At 72.7% G+C, this 17637-nt stretch carries 16 protein-coding genes; 7 read left to right on the forward strand and 9 right to left on the reverse strand.

Going from position 1 to position 17637, the window contains the following annotated elements; all coding sequences use genetic code 11:
* The first annotated feature begins 11 nt into the window (after positions 1 to 11).
* Both ACFPZN_RS45605 and ACFPZN_RS45610 read left to right on the forward strand, forming a co-directional pair.
* Entirely contained in the window at positions 12 to 215 is a 204-nt protein-coding gene (locus ACFPZN_RS45605) for a hypothetical protein (protein WP_378289428.1), read from the forward strand.
* A complete protein-coding gene (locus ACFPZN_RS45610) occupies positions 212 to 1549 on the forward strand; it encodes a dihydrolipoyl dehydrogenase family protein (protein ID WP_378289430.1) in 1338 nt (445 codons plus the stop codon). The genes ACFPZN_RS45605 and ACFPZN_RS45610 overlap by 4 nt, the downstream gene beginning before the upstream one ends.
* 54 nt (positions 1550 to 1603) lie before the next feature.
* Here the strand turns inward: ACFPZN_RS45610 and ACFPZN_RS45615 are convergent, their stop codons facing one another.
* The gene (locus tag ACFPZN_RS45615) at positions 1604 to 2155 is read right to left on the reverse strand and encodes a dihydrofolate reductase family protein (RefSeq protein ID WP_378289432.1); all 552 of its coding nucleotides are present in this window, start codon (positions 2153 to 2155) and stop codon (positions 1604 to 1606) included.
* 103 nt (positions 2156 to 2258) lie between these two features.
* On the opposite strand from ACFPZN_RS45615, the gene ACFPZN_RS45620 reads away from it, so the two are divergent.
* Both ACFPZN_RS45620 and ACFPZN_RS45625 read left to right on the forward strand, forming a co-directional pair.
* Complete coding sequence (locus tag ACFPZN_RS45620) at positions 2259 to 2717, forward strand: MarR family winged helix-turn-helix transcriptional regulator (RefSeq protein WP_378289434.1); 459 nt, start codon at positions 2259 to 2261, stop codon at positions 2715 to 2717.
* 45 nt (positions 2718 to 2762) lie between these two features.
* On the forward strand, positions 2763 to 4094 hold the full coding sequence (locus tag ACFPZN_RS45625; RefSeq protein WP_378289436.1) for an FAD-binding oxidoreductase: 1332 nt from the start codon (positions 2763 to 2765) through the stop codon (positions 4092 to 4094).
* A gap of 3 nt (positions 4095 to 4097) precedes the next feature.
* Here the strand turns inward: ACFPZN_RS45625 and ACFPZN_RS45630 are convergent, their stop codons facing one another.
* The 3 genes from ACFPZN_RS45630 to ACFPZN_RS45640 form a co-directional block, all read right to left on the reverse strand.
* On the reverse strand, positions 4098 to 5267 hold the full coding sequence (locus ACFPZN_RS45630) for an erythromycin esterase family protein (RefSeq protein ID WP_378289438.1): 1170 nt from the start codon (positions 5265 to 5267) through the stop codon (positions 4098 to 4100).
* A 133-nt stretch (positions 5268 to 5400) separates the two neighbouring features.
* Positions 5401 to 5865, reverse strand: a complete 465-nt coding sequence (locus ACFPZN_RS45635) for an iron chaperone (protein WP_378289440.1) — start codon at positions 5863 to 5865, stop codon at positions 5401 to 5403.
* 62 nt (positions 5866 to 5927) lie between these two features.
* On the reverse strand, positions 5928 to 6395 hold the full coding sequence (locus ACFPZN_RS45640; RefSeq protein ID WP_378289442.1) for a carboxymuconolactone decarboxylase family protein: 468 nt from the start codon (positions 6393 to 6395) through the stop codon (positions 5928 to 5930).
* 174 nt (positions 6396 to 6569) lie between these two features.
* On the opposite strand from ACFPZN_RS45640, the gene ACFPZN_RS45645 reads away from it, so the two are divergent.
* On the forward strand, positions 6570 to 9056 hold the full coding sequence (locus ACFPZN_RS45645; RefSeq protein ID WP_378289444.1) for a tetratricopeptide repeat protein: 2487 nt from the start codon (positions 6570 to 6572) through the stop codon (positions 9054 to 9056).
* Positions 9057 to 9068: 12 nt separating this feature from the next.
* Here ACFPZN_RS45645 and ACFPZN_RS45650 read toward each other — a convergent pair whose 3' ends face one another.
* The 5 genes from ACFPZN_RS45650 to ACFPZN_RS45670 all read right to left on the reverse strand — a co-directional run bounded on the left by ACFPZN_RS45650 (position 9069) and on the right by ACFPZN_RS45670 (position 15138).
* A complete protein-coding gene (locus ACFPZN_RS45650) occupies positions 9069 to 10484 on the reverse strand; it encodes a sensor histidine kinase (RefSeq protein WP_378289446.1) in 1416 nt (471 codons plus the stop codon).
* Between the two features lie 237 nt (positions 10485 to 10721).
* Positions 10722 to 11480 (reverse strand): ABC transporter ATP-binding protein, encoded by a 759-nt coding sequence (locus tag ACFPZN_RS45655; protein ID WP_378289448.1) that lies wholly within the window; start codon positions 11478 to 11480, stop codon positions 10722 to 10724.
* Positions 11480 to 13303 carry a branched-chain amino acid ABC transporter ATP-binding protein/permease gene (locus tag ACFPZN_RS45660; RefSeq protein WP_378289450.1) on the reverse strand — a complete coding sequence of 608 codons (1824 nt, stop codon included), beginning with the start codon at positions 13301 to 13303 and terminating at the stop codon, positions 11480 to 11482. Before ACFPZN_RS45660 ends, ACFPZN_RS45655 begins: the two co-directional genes overlap by 1 nt.
* Positions 13303 to 14193 carry a branched-chain amino acid ABC transporter permease gene (locus tag ACFPZN_RS45665; RefSeq protein WP_378289452.1) on the reverse strand — a complete coding sequence of 297 codons (891 nt, stop codon included), beginning with the start codon at positions 14191 to 14193 and terminating at the stop codon, positions 13303 to 13305. The genes ACFPZN_RS45660 and ACFPZN_RS45665 overlap by 1 nt, the downstream gene beginning before the upstream one ends.
* A 264-nt stretch (positions 14194 to 14457) precedes the next feature.
* Complete coding sequence (locus tag ACFPZN_RS45670) at positions 14458 to 15138, reverse strand: TetR/AcrR family transcriptional regulator (RefSeq protein ID WP_378289454.1); 681 nt, start codon at positions 15136 to 15138, stop codon at positions 14458 to 14460.
* 330 nt (positions 15139 to 15468) lie between these two features.
* Here ACFPZN_RS45670 and ACFPZN_RS45675 point away from each other — a divergent pair, with 330 nt between their 5' ends.
* Together ACFPZN_RS45675 and ACFPZN_RS45680 are read left to right on the forward strand one after the other, a co-directional pair.
* Complete coding sequence (locus tag ACFPZN_RS45675; RefSeq protein WP_378289456.1) at positions 15469 to 16623, forward strand: ABC transporter substrate-binding protein; 1155 nt, start codon at positions 15469 to 15471, stop codon at positions 16621 to 16623.
* Between the two features lie 88 nt (positions 16624 to 16711).
* On the forward strand, positions 16712 to 17527 hold the full coding sequence (locus ACFPZN_RS45680) for a class I adenylate-forming enzyme family protein (RefSeq protein ID WP_378289458.1): 816 nt from the start codon (positions 16712 to 16714) through the stop codon (positions 17525 to 17527).
* Positions 17528 to 17637: the final 110 nt, after the last annotated feature.

Genomic DNA, 17637 nt, shown 5'->3' on the forward strand with positions numbered 1-17637 from the left:
GGAGTGACCGCATGCAAGCGACCTATGGTTCCGCGGCCGACCTGGCCGCCGCGTTGCGCCGTGCGGAGGACGCGCACGGCAGGCACGAGAAGGAGATCGGCCAGGCCGATCCGGACTGGCCCGACTGGTACGCCCAGTACATGCTGGACGAGCAGGCCGCCAGGCACGCCGACCCCGGCACCGGTGGATCGTCCGGACCGGGCGAGGGCACGTGACCGACTACGACGCCATCGTCGTGGGCGGCGGATCACCGGGTGAGCACTGCGTCATCGAACTGGCCGACGGCGGCCTGCGCGTCGCGCTGGTCGAGCGGGCCCTGGTCGGGGGCGAGTGCTCGTACTGGGCGTGCATCCCGTCCAAGACGCTGCTGCGCCCCGGCGAGGCCGTGCACGACGCGCGCGACGCGGCGGCCACCGCCGAGCTCGACGTCGGGGCGGCGCTGGCCTGGCGCGACTTCATGGTCTCCGGCTACTCCGACGCCCGGCAGGAGCGCCTGCTGGCCGACAAGGGCATCGCCCTGCTGCGGGGGACGGGCAGGCTCGCCGGGACGGGCGTGGTCGAGGTCGACGGCGTTCACCACTCGGCCCGGGATGTCGTGCTGGCGACCGGCTCGGATCCGGTCATCCCGCCCGTCCCGGGCCTGCGCGAACTCGACGGCGTGTGGACCAGCCGCGAGGCGACCGGCATGAAGGCCGTCCCGCGCCGCCTGCTCATCCTGGGCGGCGGGCCGGTCGGCGTCGAGATGGCCCAGGCCATGCGGCGCCTGGGCGCCGAAGTGGCCCTCGTCAACGGCGCCTCCCACGTGCTCGCCCGCGAACCGGCGCCGCTGGGCGAGGCGCTCGGCGAGGTGCTGCGGGAGGACGGCGTCGAGCTGCTGCTGGGCGTGCACGCGACCGTGGCGCGGCGCGACGGCGACGAGTACGTCCTGTCCCTCGAAGACGGCGGCGAGCTGCGCGGAGACCGCGTGCTCGTGGCCACCGGACGGCGCCCGCGCACCGCCGGGCTCGGCCTGGAAACGGTGGGCGTGCAGGCCGACGGGCACGGGATCCCGGTCGACGCGCGGCTGCGGGCCGCCGACCGGCTGTGGGCGATCGGCGACGTCACCGGCATCCGGCTGCTGACCCACGTGGGCAAGTACCAGGGCGAAGTCGTCGCCGCGAACCTTCTCGGCGAACCGCGTGAGGCCAACTACGAGGCCATACCGGACGTCGTCTACACCGACCCGCAGGCGGCCGCGGTCGGTGCGGCCGAAGCCCCGTTCACCGCGACCGTCCCGGTGTCGGAGGTGGCCAAGAGCGCCACCTACACGCGCGCCTACGCCGAGTCCAACGGATTCCTGACCCTGCTGTCGGACGGCGAGCGGCTGACCGGCGCCTACGCGCTCGGCCCCGAGGCGGGCGAGTGGATGCAGCAGGCCACCCTGGCCATCCGCGCCCGGGTCCCGCTGGCGGTGCTCCGCGACACCATCCAGCCCTTCCCCACCTTTTCCGAGATCTACGTCGGTGCCCTCAAGGCGCTCCGCACCACGATCGACCGTGCCGCCGCCTGACCCCTCGCGCCCCGGTGGGGGAGGGTGCGAGGGGTCCGTGGCGCGCGGGCACGTTCAGACGCCGGTGGGGCGGTAGGTGAGGACGGTGACGCCGGATTCGAAGGTGGTGGCGCCGGCCGCCTCGATGCCGGTGACGCTGCCGGGACGGAACAGCGGCTCGCCCTCGCCCTTGAGGACGGGGTAGATCCAGACCCGGTACTCGTCCAGCAGGCCGTGGGCGGCCAGCCCGTCGGTGAGGCGGCCGCTGCCCCAGATCAGGATGTCGCCGCCGTCCTGCTTCTTGAGGTCGGTGATCTGGCCGGCCAGGTCGGTGCCGTCGATCGCGACGGTGGGGTTCCAGGCGGAGGTGTCGACCGGCCGCGAGGCCACGACGTACTTGGTCATCGTGTCGTTGACGTGGTCGGCGTAGGGGTTGCCGCCCATGTGGGGCCAGGCCTGGGCCATGCCCTCGTAGGTGACGCGGCCGAGCAGCAGGGCGTCGCAGCCGGTGGTCATCTCGAAGGCGTAGGCCATGGCGTCGGGGCTGTTGTACTGCAGCGACCACTCGTGCGGGTTGTCGATGAAGCCGTCGACGGTGCTGTAGGTGGAAGCGATGATCTTGCGCATGATGGGGCCTTCCCGAGGTCGGTGGCGATCAACTGACCAGAACGATATAGTCACAGTCATTGATCGTCAAGAAGCTTGACTAATTTCCCCCAGGAGTTCCCGCATGACAAGCGACACCCTGCTCGACCTGGGCGTACTGACCGGCCAGCTGATGCGCGCGATCCAGGACGAGCTGTTCCAGCGGCTGGCCGAGGGCGGCCACCCCGACGTCCGGCCCCGGCACGGCACGGTCCTGGCCCACCTCCACGCGGGCGGGCTGCGGGCCACCGAGCTGGCCGAACGCTCCGGCCAGCACAAGCAGATCGTCGGCACGATCGTCGACGAGCTCGTCAAGCTCGGCTACGTCTCCCGGCAGCCCGACCCCGCCGACCGGCGCGCCAAGCTCATCGTCCCCACCGACCACGGAAGGGATGAGATCGAGACCGCCCGCGCCATCCTCGCCGGCATCGAGCGGCGCCATCGGGAGGCGCTGGGGGCCGACGGCTACACCGACTTCAAGCGGACCCTTCAGCGGATCACCGACCGCCAGCGCGGCTGGCGCGACGATGACGGAGGAGAATAGTCACGATGATTGACTATCAATATTCGTGACCATAGCCTGGCCGCCATGAACTCCACCTCCACCGCCGTCCGCGAGGTGCGCGCGGCCTTCGCCGGCGCCGTGCATCTGCCCGGAGAGACCGGCTACGACGAACTCCGCGGCACCCCGTTCGCGCCGATCGACCCGCGCCCCGCACTGGTCGCCGAGGCGACCGGGGCGGACGACGTACGGGCCGCGGTCCTGGCCGCCCGCGACGCCGGAATGGGGCTGACGGTGCAGGCCACCGGGCACGGCACCCACGTCCCCTGCGACGGCGGCCTGCTGCTGAGGACCTCCCGGATGGCCGGAGTGCTCGTCGACCCGCACCGGCGCCTCGCCCGCGTCGGCCCCGGCGCCGTGTGGGGGCAGGTCCTCGCGGCCGCCGCGCCGTTCGGCCTGGCCGGCCTGTCGGGCTCGCACGCCGGCGTCGGCGTGACCGGCTACACCCTGGGCGGCGGCCTGGGCTGGCTCTCTCGCGCGCACGGCTTCGCCGCCGACAGCCTGCTGCGCGCCCGGGTCGTCACGGCCGACGGGCGGATCGTGACCGCGTCCCCCGGCAGCCACCCCGACCTGTACTGGGCGCTGCGCGGCGGCGGGGGCAACTTCGGCGTGGTCACCGCGATGGAGTTCCGGCTGCACCCGGTGGGCCAGGTCTTCGCAGGCACGGCCTGCTTCCCGATCGAACGCGCCGCCGAGACCCTGACCCGCTACCGCGACTGGATCGACGGCGCGCCGGACCGGCTCAGCACCGCGCTGCTGCTCACCCCGATGCCCGACGCCCCCGAGGCGCACCCGTCCGTGCGCGGCCGCCGCGTCCTGCAGCTCAAGGCGATGTACGCCGGGAGCGCCGACCAGGCCCGGCGCCTGCTGCGGCCGCTGACGCGCGCCGCCGGCCCGGCGCTCACCGGGGACTTCCGCGTCCTGCCCTACGCGGAGGCGGCGATGGGCGGCACCGCCCCCGGCCAGGTCGAACTCCTCGGCGAGCTACCGGACGCGGCGATCGCGGCGATCGTGCGCGCCGCCGAGCCGTCCCACGGGCCGGCGGTGGAGATCCGGCACTGGGACGGGGCGATGGGCCGTCCCGGCACCGGCGCCGGACCGGCGGGCCACCGCTCCACCCGCCTGTCGGTGATCGCCGACACCCGCTCCCCGGCCCTGGCCGACGCCCTGCGCCCGCATTCCGGAGGCCGGGCGTTCCTGAACTTCCTGCACGACCCCACCCGGACCGCCGACGCGTACAGCGGCGCCGACCACCACCGGCTGGCCACCGTCAAGCGCCACTACGACCCCGACAACACCTTCGGCCTCACGCACAACATCGCGCCCGCCCCGCCCGCCGCCGTCCGCACCGCAGGATGAGGGCTAGCTCTGCGGGACGTCCTTGACGAACACGATGCCGTCGTAGTTCGCCAGGTGGGCCGGGTCCAGCGGTCCATAGCCGAAGTAGGGGGACACGCGAGGGACGAGGCGCGTTTCACCGAGTCCGTGGACGTCAACGACGGATTGGTCCTCGGGAAGCGCGTACAGGAGTCCCTCGATGGTGTCCGGGGGCGGAACGTCCACACCCTGGCGCCGCATCGTGCCGAGGGCCATGGCCAGGAACGCGTACTCCTCGCCCAGGTGGGCGCTACCGATCGCGCCGGCACTCCACCACTCCAGCCGCAGATCGCCCAACCGCATCGAGCTCCTGTCCCGCTGGAGGTGGGCGTTGTGGGCGAAGACCAGTGCCGGGCCCCGCTCGGCGACGGCGAGGAGGTTGGCCGCCATCATCGAATCCCGCAGGCCCAGCAGCCGCGGCATGCGGCCCGGCGAGGCGTCGGCCATCCAGTAGTGGTAGCGCAGCAGGCCGGTGGCGGTGCGCCCGTACAGGCGCGCCCGGTCCCACTCGTCCCGCGAGGTCGCCGCGATCAGGTGCGGCGTCTCCGCCTCCAGCAGCGCCACCAGATCGTCGGCGAGCAGTCGCAGCTCCCGGGCCTCGGCCGACCGCCCCACGGACCGGGACGGGTCCATCATCGCGTCGGGCTCGGTCCACCGGTCGTCGGCGCCGAGCAGGCGGTCGAGCGTTTCCGCGTCGCAGGGGAGCAGGTCGGCGCCGACCCGGGCGGCGAGGAAGTCGTGGAGCGCGGTGAGGGCCTCCCGTGGGGCGGCGGCGCCGGTGATCTCCAACGGGCCGTCGATGCCGGCGAACCGGAGTCGCTCGGACGCGGGCCGGCCGTCGTTGTAGGCGCGCATCCAGCGCACGAGCTCGCGGTTGGCCGCGGACGCGCCGAACCCGTGGCTGAATCCGCGCTCCATGACCTCGTCGAGCGTGCCCGTGCCCGCGGTGACGTGGTCGTCCACGACCAGGCCCATCATGCAGTCGCTCTCGATCGCGATCGACCGGTAGCCCTCCTGCTCGACGAGCTGCCGGAAGAGCTCGTTGCGCAGGACGAGCAGGGAGTCCTCGCCGTGGGTGGGCTCCCCCAGGGCGAGCACCCGCGGCCGGGACGGGAGCAGTCTCATGACGTCGGCGGCCTCGATGCCAGTAACCATGGCTTCAACCGTATCGTTGAACTAATCGGTTGAGACTTTCCCGCGATACCAGCAGAAACAATGGCTGAAACCTTCAACCGCGCTCAGCGCCTGACCGTACGGGCGGGCGCCGAGCGCGGCGTTCGGGCGGCGGTCAGCCGGCGGCCCTGGCGATGAGCTCGCCGATCCGTGCCTCGACGTCGGGGGTCAGCTCCGCCAGGGCGAAGGAGGTCGGCCACATGGCGCCGTCGTCGAGGCTCGCCACATCGTTGAAGCCCAGCGTCGCGTACCTCGCCTTGAACTTCTGCGCGCTCTGGAAGAAGCAGAGCACCTTGCCGTCCTTGCTGTAGGCGGGCATCCCGTACCAGGTCCTCGGCACCAGGGACGGCGCCGCGGCCTTGACGACGGCGTGGATCCGCTCGGCGAGGACCCGGTCCTCGTCCGTCATCTCGGCGATCTTCGCCAGGACGTCGCGCTCCCCGTCGGCCTTGGCCGAGCGCGGGCTGCGGCGCGCGGTCTTCTTGATCTCCTGGGCGTGCTCCTTCATCGCGGCTCGTTCGTCGTCGGTGAAGCCGTCGAACTTCTTGCCGGCCGCGGCGGTCTTCCGGGCTGCGCTCATGGTGGATGTCTCCCTCGTCCTTGCCTGCGAGTCGTCTGGTCGTTGCGTGGGCGGGTCCTGCCCTACCCCCAGGCGCCGGCGATCTGCCTGGTCGTGGCGTTGAGCCGGTTGAACAGGTTGGTGACGCCGATCATCAGGACGATCGCGGCGAGCTGCTTCTCGTCGAAGTGGGTGGCGGCGGCGTCCCAGATCTCGTCGTTCACCGCGTCGGCGCGGTCGGCCAGCCGGGTCGCGGCCTCGGCCAGCGCGAGCGCCGCCCGCTCCTCGTCGGTGAAGTACGGGGCCTCCCGCCAGGCCGCGACGGTGGCCAGCCGCTCCTCGCTCACCCCGGCCTTGCGCGCGGTCTTGGCGCCGCCGTCCACGCAGGCGCTGCAGCCGTTGATCTGGCTGACCCGCAGGTGGACCAGTTCCAGGATCGCGCCCGCCACCCCACCGGAGTGGACGGCCTTGAAGATCTCCTGGATGGGCTGCATCGCGCCGGACAGGACGACGGCGGGGTTCTGCATACGAGGCTGCGTACGGGACTGCATCGGGTTTCTCCTCTACCGGGTCGGTGCCCCTCGGGGGCGTGGCCCCATCACATCCGGAGGGGGCCTACCATGACGACGGCGGTGGGACGCCCTGGGACACCTGCAACGGCTCTGAGCAGCGAAGACCCGTCCCGGGAAAGCTCCGCCGGGGTGGGACGGGAAGGCGGGGGAACGGTGGTCGTACAGCGGCAGCCGACGGGGAAGGACGATCCGCAGGACGAGCTGGCGGCCCGGCTGCGCCTGCTCCAGGAGGTGTCCGGACGCGGCGTCCGGGCCCTCGCGCGGGACGCGGGCCTCAGCTCGTCGTCGCTGTCGCGCTACCTGAGCGGCCAGACGGTGCCGCCCTGGACGGCGGTGATCGCGCTCTGCCGACTCCTCAAGCGCGACCCGCGCCCGTTGCGCCCCCTGTGGGAACGGGCCTCCAACCCGCTGCCGGCGCCTCCGAAGACCAGCCGCCAGGTCCAGCCCCCGGCGCCGCCCGCCGGGGCGCCGCGTCCACCCCGCAACGATCTGCCGCGCGACGTGCCCGACTTCACCGGGCGCGAGGAGCAGCTCGCCGCCGTGCTCGCCGCGGTGGAGGGCAGCCGGGTGGTCGCCGTGGACGGGATGGCGGGCGTCGGCAAGACCTGCCTGGCGGTGCACGCCGCGCACCGGCTCGCCGCCGAGTACCCCGACGCCCAGCTCTACGTCGACCTGCACGGGTTCACCGCCGGGCGGGAGCCGCTCGATCCCGACCCCGCGCTGCGGACCCTGCTCGCCGCCCTCGACGTGCCGTCGGAGAAGATCCCGCAGGAGGGCGGCATCGAGCCGCTGGCCGCCTGCTGGCGGTCGGAGCTGGCGCACCGGCGGGCCGTCGTGGTCCTCGACAACGCTGCGGACGCCGACCAGGTCCGCCCGCTGCTGCCGGGCGCGGGCCCGTCCGTCGCGCTGATCACCAGCCGCAACCGGTTGCTGGGCCTGAACGAGGTGCCCCCGGTGTCGCTGGACGTGCTGACCGAGCGGGAGAGCGCCGAGCTGCTGGCCCGCGCCAGCGGCGACCCGGCCGGACCGGACGGCCGGCTGTCCCGCGACCCGGAGGCCGCCGCCGAGGTGCTGCGGCTGTGCGGCCACCTGCCGCTGGCGCTGCGGCTGGCCGCGGCGCGGCTGCGGCACCGGCCGGGCTGGACCGTGGGCGTCCTCGTCGAGCGGATGGCCGAGGGCGCCTCCGAGTTCGACACGGCGTTCGCCATGTCCGTGCGGCAGCTGGACCGGGCGCAGCGCCGCTTCTTCCGGCTGCTGGGCCTGCTGCCCGTCGCGGCCTTCGACGAGTACGTGGCGGCGGCGCTGGCGGACGTGCCGCTGCGCACCGCCCGGGAGATGCTGGAGGACCTGCTCGACGCGCACCTCGTCCAGCAGCCCGCGGCGGGCCGCTACCGGCTGCACGATCTGGTCCGCCAGCACGCGCGCCGCGCCGCCACCGAGCAGGACCCGCCGGCGGAGCCGGAGCGGGCGCTGGGCCGGGTGCTCGACTACTACGTGCACGCGGCGGCCGCCGCCGACGCCGCGATGTCGTACCTGCCGCCCGTCCTGGAGGTCTCCGCGGGCCGGCCTCCGGCCGAGCTGCCGGCGTTCGCCGGCAAGCACGCGGCGCTGTTCTGGTTCGGGACGGAGTACACCAACCTGATGGCCGTCTTCGAGGCGGCGGTCGCGGCCGGAGCCGACGCGCACGTGTGCGAGCTGCCGCGTTTCATGCGGGCCTTCTTCGCGCGGCGCTGCGGCACGACGCACCTGAACGTCCTCTTCGAGCGGTCGCTGGTCGCCGCGCAGCGCCTGGGCGATCCGCTGCAACTGGCCGAGGCGCACAGCGATCTGGGCTTCGCCCGCTACAACGCGGGCCGGATGGCGGAGGCGGACGCCGCGTACGAGGCGGCGGCGCCGCTGGTGTCCCAGGCGGGGGGCGGCAGATCCGAGGCCGAGCTGACCATGCGCCGCGGCTACCTGAGGTGGGACGAGGGCCGCGTCGAGGAGCCGCTCGACCTCTTCCGGCTGGCGGGCAGGCTGTACGCGGACGCCGGCTGCCCGATGGGCGCGGCCCACGCGACGGCGTACGAGGCGTGGGCGATGCTGCAGCTGGGACACCGCGAGGAGGCGGCGCGGCTGGCCCGCGAGGCGCTGGACGTTCCGCACGCCGATCCCGCCTGGCCGCCCACACTGACGGCCCGGATCACCCTCGGCGTGGCCATCGCCGACGAGGAGCCCGAGGCGGCGATGGCGCACCTGGAGCAGGCGCTCGCGCTGGCCCGCGAGGACGGGCACAGGCACAACGAGGCGTGGTGCCTCAACTGCCTGGGCGTCGCGCTGCGGCGGACGGGCCGGTACGAGGAGGCGCTCGCCGGCCACCGGCGGGCGTTCGCCCTGCTGGACGAGCTGTTCGAGGAACACTGGAAGATCCATTTCCTGGACGGCTACGCCGAGACCTGCCGGCTGGCCGGCCTTCCCGGCGAGGCCCTGCGGCTGCACCGGCAGGCGCTGGAGCTGGCCCCGCGCCTGGGGTACAGGTACGCGGAGGCGCTGGCACACGAGGGAGTCGCCGCCGTCCTCGACGAGACGGACCCGCCCGCGGCCGCCGAGCACCGCGCGGCCGGGCAGGCCATCCTGCGGGAGCTCGCCCCGGGCGCCTGACAGGGGCGCCCGTCAGGGGCGCCGGCCGTCGGGGAGCGGGCCGAGGGGGAGGCGCAGGACCAGGCATGCCCCGCCCAGCGGGGAGTCCTCGACGGTGAGGGTGCCCTGGTGGGCGTGGGCGATGTCGCGGGCGATGGCCAGGCCCAGACCGGTGCCTCCGTGGTGGCGGCTGCGGGCGCTGTCGAGCCGGGCGAACCGCTGGAAGACTCTGTCCCGGTCGGCGCTCGGGATGCCGTCGCCGTCGTCGCAGACGCGCAGTTCGGCGCTGCCCGAGTCGTGGCTGACCTTGAGGCGCACCTGGTGGTGCGCGTGCCGGTGGGCGTTGTCGAGCAGGTTGCCCAGGACCCGGTCGACCAGTTCCGGCGAGGCGTTGATCATCACGGCGGGTTCCAGGGACGATTCCACCGGTTCCCCCGGACGCCCCGACAGGTGCCGGCGGGCGAGTTCGGTGAGGTCGAGCGGCTCCGCGGTCTGGGCCGTGCCGGCTTCGACGCGGGCCAGCAGGAGCATGTCGGCGATGATGGACTGGATCCGGTCCAGGTCGCTCAGCGTGCGGTCGAGCAGCGGAGCCAGGTCGGTGTCCTCCGGGTGCAGCCGCGCCTCCTCGAGCTGGACGCGCAGGCCGGCCAGCGGGGTGCGCAGTTCGTGCGAGGCGTCGGCGGTGAACTGCCGTTGCCGCTGCACGGCGTGCTCCAGCCTTCCCAGGGTGGCGTTGACGGTCCGGGCGAGCTGGGCGACCTCGTTCCGCGTCCCGGGATCGGGAACCCGGTCGGTCAGGTGGTTGACGTTGATCCTGCCCAGGGCGCCGCTGATGGCCTGCACGGGGCGCAGCACCCGGTCGGTGATCTTCCACGTTCCCCATCCCGCCAGGCCGATCAGCGCGAGGGCCTGGAGCGCGAAGAGCGTGTCGAACGTTCCGACGGTCAGGCCGCTGGGGGCGCGCCTGCCGGCATACACCACGGGCGAACCGGCGGCGGGCCACACGCGTTCGGCCGAGATCCGCAGGCACCCGCCCTGGCCCCGTCCGCAGACCCGGACGTTCATCCAGGGCCGGACCGCCGTCGGCCACGCGGTGGCGATCGGCGGGCGCCCGCGGGCGGCGGGCGAGGCGGCGATGACCCTCCGGCCGGGCGCCACCACCTGGACCAGGTCGGTCTTCGGCACGTGCGGCACCACCGAACCCGCCTCCGCCCCGGCTCCCGTGCCGGCGGTCGTTCCGGCCACCGCGCCCTGCCGTACCGCGGTCGCGGTCGTCGCGGCGGTGCTCCGCAGGTGGCGCCAGGTGCTGCCGGCCAGCACGTTCCTGGCCAGCACCGCGCTGGCCAGGCAGGCCGGGACGAACAGCAGCGTCGCCACGACGACCGCGATGATCGTCAGCTGCCCGCGGATCGATTGCGGCCAGTGGATCGGCCCTGCGGGAACCTTCATGCCAGTCACCCGGGCATCTCTGGGCAGCGCCCGGCGTCCATGGCGCACCGGCATGATCAAGAGGTGGCCGGCAGGGCCCGGTGAGGTCCTTGACGGCCACGCCCGATGACCGGCCTCGCCCGCGTGCGCTACGTGGAGACCGTCGTCGCTCGTCTAGCGGATAGGTCCTTACCAGCAACAATACCCGTTATGCCGGAAGGGGCCCGGTGGGCACCGGGCCCCTTCGCAAGCCGCCGGCTACAGGCGGAGGTAGGCGGCCTGGACCTCGTCGTTCGCCCGCAGCTCGTCCGACGTGCCGGACACCTGCACGCGGCCGCGTTCCAGGACGTAGGCCCGCGCGGCGATCCGCAGGGCCGTCCTGGCGTTCTGCTCGATCAGCAGCACGGACGTGCCGGCCGCCCCGAGCGCGGCGATCTCCTCGCCCATGCGCTCGACGGCGATCGGTGACAGGCCCAGCGACGGCTCGTCGAAGACGATGAGGCGGGGGCGCACCACCAGCGCCATCGCGATGGCGAGCAGCTGCGCCTCCCCGCCCGACAGCGAGCTGGCGTAGGCGGACCGCCGCTCGCCGAGGATCGGGAAGCGGCGGAGCAGCTCCTCGATGTCGCGCTGGACCGCGTCGGACTCGTGGCGGCGGACCCAGGCCGCGATGAGGAGGTTCTCGACGATCGTCTGGCGGGCGAAGACCCGGCGCCCCTCCGGCACCAGCGCCACCCCCCGCCTCATGATCTCGCCGGTGGGGCGCCCGGTGATGTCGTGCCCGTCCAGGGTGATCCGGCCGGAGCCGGGACGCAGCTGGCCGATGATCGACTTCGCCAGTGTCGACTTGCCCGCGCCGTTCGCGCCGAGCAGCGCGACGATCTCCCCCGGGGCGACCTCCAGGCCGACCTCATGGAGCACGTCGGCGCCGTAGCCGGCCACGAGCCGCTCGACGACCAGCGACGCGCCCCCCTCGGGGAGGGTCGGAGGGGCCTTCTTCCAGGCTCGCAACCGCATCAGTGGGCATCCTTCATCGTCTCGTGGCCCGTGGAGTCCGTGCCGAGGTAGGCCTCGACGACCGTCTCGTCGCGCGCCGCGCCGGACGGCGTCCCCCGGAAGATCACCCGGCCCGCGTCGAGGACGGTCACCTCGTCGCAGACGCGCAGCACCAGGTCGAAATGATGCTCGATGAGGATCACCGTGACACCGCGGTCGGCGACGGCCCGGATGATCCGTTCGACGGTCCGGAGCTCCGCGACCGTCAGCCCGGCCGCCGGTTCGTCCAGGAGCAGGACCTGCGGCCGGGTCGCGAGGGCGCGCGCGATCTCGAGCTGGCGGCGCTGGCCGGGCCCGAGCGTGCGCGCCTCGTGGTCGCGCACCCCGCCGAGGCCGACCACCTCGAGCCACCGCTCGGTCTCCTCGCGCATCGCGCGCCGCTCGCGGACGGCCCGGGGCAGGCGGAACAGGTACTCGGCGTAGGTCGCCCGCCGGTGCGAGTCGATGCCGGGCATGAGGTTCTCGAGGACGGTGTGGTGATCGAGCAGCGCGGGGTGCTGGAAGGTCCGCGACAGCCCCGACCGGCTGCGCTTGGACGGCTTCCCCGTCAGCGGCCGGCCGGCGATCGTGAGCGAGCCGGCCGAGGGCTCCAGGTAGCCGCAGACGCAGTTCAGCAGGCTCGTCTTGCCCGCCCCGTTCGGCCCGATCAGCCCGTGCACCGTGCCGGGGCGGGCGACCAGCGAGACGTCGTCGAGGATCCGCGCCGCCCCGACGTTCCACGAGACGCCCTTCGCCTCCAGCGTCGCACCCGCGGTCTCGGGCATCGTCCGCTCGATGAGCTCCTCGACCGGTGCCTCCTCGGCCGCCTCGGCCGCGGCGCCTTCCGGCGGCCGCCGGAACCGGCCCGCCAGCATGCTCCACAGCCGGTTGACGAGCTCGACCGTCCCGCCCGGGGCCAGCAGGACCACGGCGAGGACGATGACGGCATAGGCCAGCGAGGAGACCGTCCCGCCCGAGGCGAACTTCTCGTTCAGGCCGAGCGTGATCGCGGCGACGATGATCGAGCCCGCCACCGGCCCGTTCACCGACGCCTGGCCGCCGACCACCACGATGACGAGGATGAGGATCGCGTAGCTGAGCGTGAACGTCTCGACGCTGGTGAAGCCGTTGAGGATCGGCCACATCGCGCCCGCCAGGCCCGCGAGCCCCGAGGAGATCCCGACGGCGGCGAGCTTCGTGCGGGGGACGTTGACGCCGAGGGACTCCGCCAGCTCGGGCGCGACCCGTCCGATCTCCCACGAGCGGCCGAGCGGGCTCTTGATGAGGTTGCGGCAGAACAGCCACGCCACCGCGGCGACCGCGGTCACCAGGTACCACTGCTGTGCCGTGCCGAGCTCGGCGGGGAACGCCGGGACGCCGTCACCGCCCAGCGTGAAGCTCTTGAAGTACTGGATCGACGAGTTGAGCGCCGCGAGGTAGAGCAGCGTGATGACCGCGATCGCGAAGGGCGCCATCCGCAGCGACGGCACCGACGTCACGACGCCGACCACCACGCACAGCAGCGTCGCGACGACCGCGCCGACGCCGAACGACCACTCCCAGTGGTACTGCCCGAGCGCGACCGTGTAGGCGCCCAGAAGCGCGAACGCCGCGTGCCCGAACGAGATCGTGCCCGCGTACCCGAACACGATGTTGAAGCCGAGCGCGGTGATGAAGTACGTCGCCGCGGTCGTCAGGGTCGTGAGCCGGAAGGAGTCGAAGAAGACCGGCGTGGCCAGGATGATGGCGAGGGGGACGAGGATCGTCCGGGCGATCGAGATCCGCCCCAGCACGTTCATCGCCATCAGACGACCCGGTAGGACTGGCCCAGGATGCCCTGGGGACGGACATAGAGCAGAGCGACCAGCGCGATGAGCACGATGGGGTCCTGGAGTCCTGTGTCTAGATAGCCGACGGTGAACTGTTCCACTGCGCCGAGGGCCATCCCGCCCGCGACGGCGCCCGAGATCCTCGGCATGCCGCCGATCGCGGCGGCCACGAAGCCCTTGATCGTCAGCGCGGCGCCCATGGCGACGCTCGCCTGGGTGACGGGCCCGGCGGCGAACCCGGCGATCGCCGCCAGCGCCGCGCCGACCGCGAACGCCATCGTCTGGAGCGACCGGACGGGGATCCCGCGCATGGCGGCGGCCTCCCGGTCGTCGGCCAGCGCCCCGAGCGACCGGCCGGGGGCCGTCGACTTCGTGAACCACCGGACGAACAGCAGCATCAGACCGAGCACCACGATGGGGAACAGCCGATCGGGCGTGATGAACACGCCGCCGATCGAGTACGTCTCGGTCCAGGGCAGGAAGCTGTCGAACCTGCGGGTGTCGGTCCCCGTCGACCCCTGCACGATCACCTCGGTGAAACCCGAGGTCAGGAGCAGGGCGATCGCGAGGGTGGACACGATCGCCGTGGTGTGCGCCCGCTCTCCGAGGGGCCGGACGGCGACGCGGTCGGTGACCGCGCCGAACAGCGCCGCCGCCGCGACGGCCACGGCCGCCGCGAGCACGACCGGCAGGCCGGCCGACGACCACAGGATGACGCCGAGCATCGCCCCGATCATGACGGCCTCGCCGTGCGCGAAGTTGAAGATGCGCGTCGCGCCGATCGTGAGATTGAGCCCGACGGCGATGCTCGCGTAGATCGCGCCGGTCTGCACGGCGCGTAGCACGATGTTCAGCAACTCGATCAACCGGAACCTCCGTGTTCCGGCCGAACGTAGCAGGCTTTCAATTTTGACATCAATACCAAATTTGCGCCCGTTCCGACCCGCTCCGTCTCCGAGTCCGTGCCGGGTGCGCGCGGACCGCCACCGACCCGTCGGCCCGGACCGCCCGGAACGACCGAAACCCCGGCGCGGTCACAAGTTCACAAGCCCGGCCGCCCGTGACCCCGCGCGGTCACGCGGTCATGGGGTCATGGGGTCACGCGGTCCGGGAGCACGGGGGCGCGGGGCTCAGGACGGCGGCGAGGGGGAGCCGATCGCGTTTCCCCAGAGCAGCGTCAGCTGGTCGAGGGCCTTCTCGAGCTCGTAGGTGCCCTGCCGGACGTACATCTCGGCGAACTTGGCGACCATGCCGCCGAGGATGTTGGCCGCGTACCAGGGGTCCACCCGCGCGTCGGCCACGCCCTCCTTCTGGAGCCGCCGGATCGAGCGCTCCAGCCGGGAGGCGAACTCGTCGTCGCGGGCGGCGCGGGCGGCCCGCACCTCGTCGTCGTACCGGGAGACCTCCTCGATCACCTTCATGATCTCGGCGGACTCGATGTAGGCGGTCAGGTACGCGCGGTTGGCGGCGCGGATCCGCTCGATCGGGTCGAGGGGCCCGTCCTCGCCCGTGACGAACGACAGCAGGCTCACCTCCTGCTGCTCGGCCACCTCGCGGAAGATGTGCTCCTTGGAATTGAAGTAGTGGTAGAAGGAACCGTGCGACATCGACGCCTCGTCGGCGATGTCCGCGATGCGCGCGTCCAGGAAGCCGTCGCGCTCGAACACCCGCTTCGCCGCTTCGAGAAGGCGTGCCCTCGTGCGGGCCCCTTTGGGGGAACGCGGCGTCGGGTCGGCCTGAGATGAGGATCGGGCATGCGGTCGTTTCGACGCCGCGTTCGGCCGCCGTGCCCGCTTCTCTCTCTCGGCCATCGTGCCCCTTCCTTCAGACTGCGCCGGAACGCGAACCCACGTTAACGGTCGCTCCTCCGCGGCAGTGAACCCGAAGTCATGGCGAAAGTCACGGTCCCGGCGCGCGGCCGGGCCCGCGCCGCCCGGCCGCCTCCCGGGGTGGTCCGGGGCGTCACCTGCGGCGGTATCGGCCCCCTCCGCGGGACGGCACCCAGCGTGTCGGCGACACTACATCTTGTACTCAATATTGATATCGATGCAGAAATCAGCCATCATCGGCCGACGCGACCCATCGACCTCCTGGGAGGCAGCGTGAGGCTCACCGGTTCACGCCCTCGACCACCCCTGTTCATGACAGCCCTCACCGCACTCCTCCTCACCGCGACGGCGGCGTGCGGCGGCGGGGCGTCCACCGGCGGGCAGGGGGGCGACGACGGCAAGCCGATCAGGGTCGGCGTCCTGCTGTCGAGCGTCGGCGCGCTCAAGTCGATCACCGAGGGGTACAACGAGGGCTTCGAGTTCTTCAAGAAGAAGAACCCGACGATCCTCGGCCGGCCCATCGAGTACGTCCGGCTGGAGGACGGCGCCACCCCGGCGACCGCGGTGCCCGCCGCGCAGAAGCTCATCCAGAAGGAGAAGGTCGACGTCATCGTCGGGCCCTATCTCTCCGGGCCGACCAGCGCCGTGCTGCCCTACTTCAACCGGGCCAAGCTGATCAACATCAACATGTCCGCCCTCACCGACGCGGGCAATGCCGAGAAGTACCCCTTCACCTTCCACAACGAGTGGTGGAAGGACGCCGAAGGCAAGGCGCAACTGGCGCACGCGTGCAAGCTCGGCGCGAAGACGGTCGCCACGATCGTCGTCAACAATCCGCTCGGAACGGAGACCGACGCCTCGATCAAGCACAATATCGGCAGCGCCCCGTGCAAGCTCCAGTATCTCGGCGCGCAGCAGTTCTCGGCCGGGGCCCCGGACGTCACCGCCCAGGCGACGGCCGCGCGGAGCGCCGATGTCGTGGTGACGGGCGCCGCCGCCGCCACCGACTTCGCCTCGATCATCAAGTCGCTGATGCAGGTCCAGTACAAGGGCTGGATCATGGGCAACCAGGCGATCGGTGAGGACAACACGCTCAACCTCCTGCCCGCCGAGGCCGCCAAGCAGATCATTCCGTTCGGCAGCACGCCGCAGACGCAGAAGCCGCTGGGCAAGGACGTCCAGGGTCTGTTCGATGGCGTGCGCCAGAACCTGGGCAAGGACCCGGGCGGCTTCTGGGGCAAGGCGTACGACTCCATGCTCATGATCAAAATGTCGGCGGAGGGCGCCAAGTCGCTCGACAGCGCCGCGATGAAGAAGTGGCTGGAGACGAACAAGTTCTGCGGCGCCTGGGGGTGCTTCGGCTTCACCGCCGCCTCGCATCACCCGTTCGAGCCCAAGGACAACCTGCCCTACCAGCCGGGCACCTCCGTCGGCGGTATCGCCGAGCCCTGGAAACAGCCGAAGTGACCGGAGGGTCGCGCCGCCCGGGGCCTCGGGCGGCGCGACCGCCGGCGTCGGAGACGTGACCGCGGCACCCCCACCCGGGAGACTCGCTGTGAGCGGTGGAAGCGCACTGGTTTTCGAGGAGCGGGAGTACACGGCGGCGGAGCTGGACGGGCTCGCCGGCGGGTTCGCGGCGGAGCTCGCGGAACGCGGCGTCCGGGCGGGCGACCGGGTGGCGCTCATGTCGTCGAACCGCCCCGAGTTCGTGATCGCCGTCCAGGCGATCTGGCGGCTGGGCGCGGCGGCCGTCCTGCTGAGCCCCGCGTGGAAGCGCGGCGACGTCGAGCACGCCCTGGCGATCACGAGCCCGTCGCACGCGGTCGGTGACCACGACGTGCTGGCCGGCCTGATGCCCATGCGCCACCTGGACGCGCCGATCACCCCCGGGCGGCGCACGTTCCCCGAGGTCGACCAGCACGCCGACGCGGCGCTGGTCTTCAGCTCCGGGACGACCGGGCTGCCGAAGGCGGTCCGGCACACGCACGCCTCGTTCGGCGCCGCGGTCCGGCACTGGCGGGACGCGTTGGGGCTGACCGCCGCCGACCGGCTGCACATCACCACGCCCCCCTCGCACATCCTCGGCCTGCTCAACATCGTCACCGCCCTGGACACGGGGATCCGGCTGCGCCTGCACCGCCGGTTCGACCTGGATCTCGTGCTGAGGCACATCGAGTCGGACCGGATCACCGTGGAGATGGCGGTCGCGCCGATCGCGCTCGCGCTGGCCTCGCACCCGGACCTGGAGTCGTACGACCTCTCCTCGCTGCGCTTCATCATGTGGGGCGCGACCCCGGTGACCCCGAGCGTCGCCGAGACCGTCACCCGCCGGACCGGCGTCGGCTGGCTCCCCGCCTACGGCGCCGCCTGACCGGCCTGGACGACACCCGCACCCTCTCCCTGGACGTCCTGCCGCCGGCGCAGGCGGTCGCCCTGTTCAGCCGCGCGGCCCGCGTCCCGGACACACCGGCCGTGGCCGAG

The organism is Actinomadura rugatobispora, from assembly GCF_042656285.1.
GTDB classification, from domain to species: domain Bacteria; phylum Actinomycetota; class Actinomycetes; order Streptosporangiales; family Streptosporangiaceae; genus Spirillospora; species Spirillospora rugatobispora.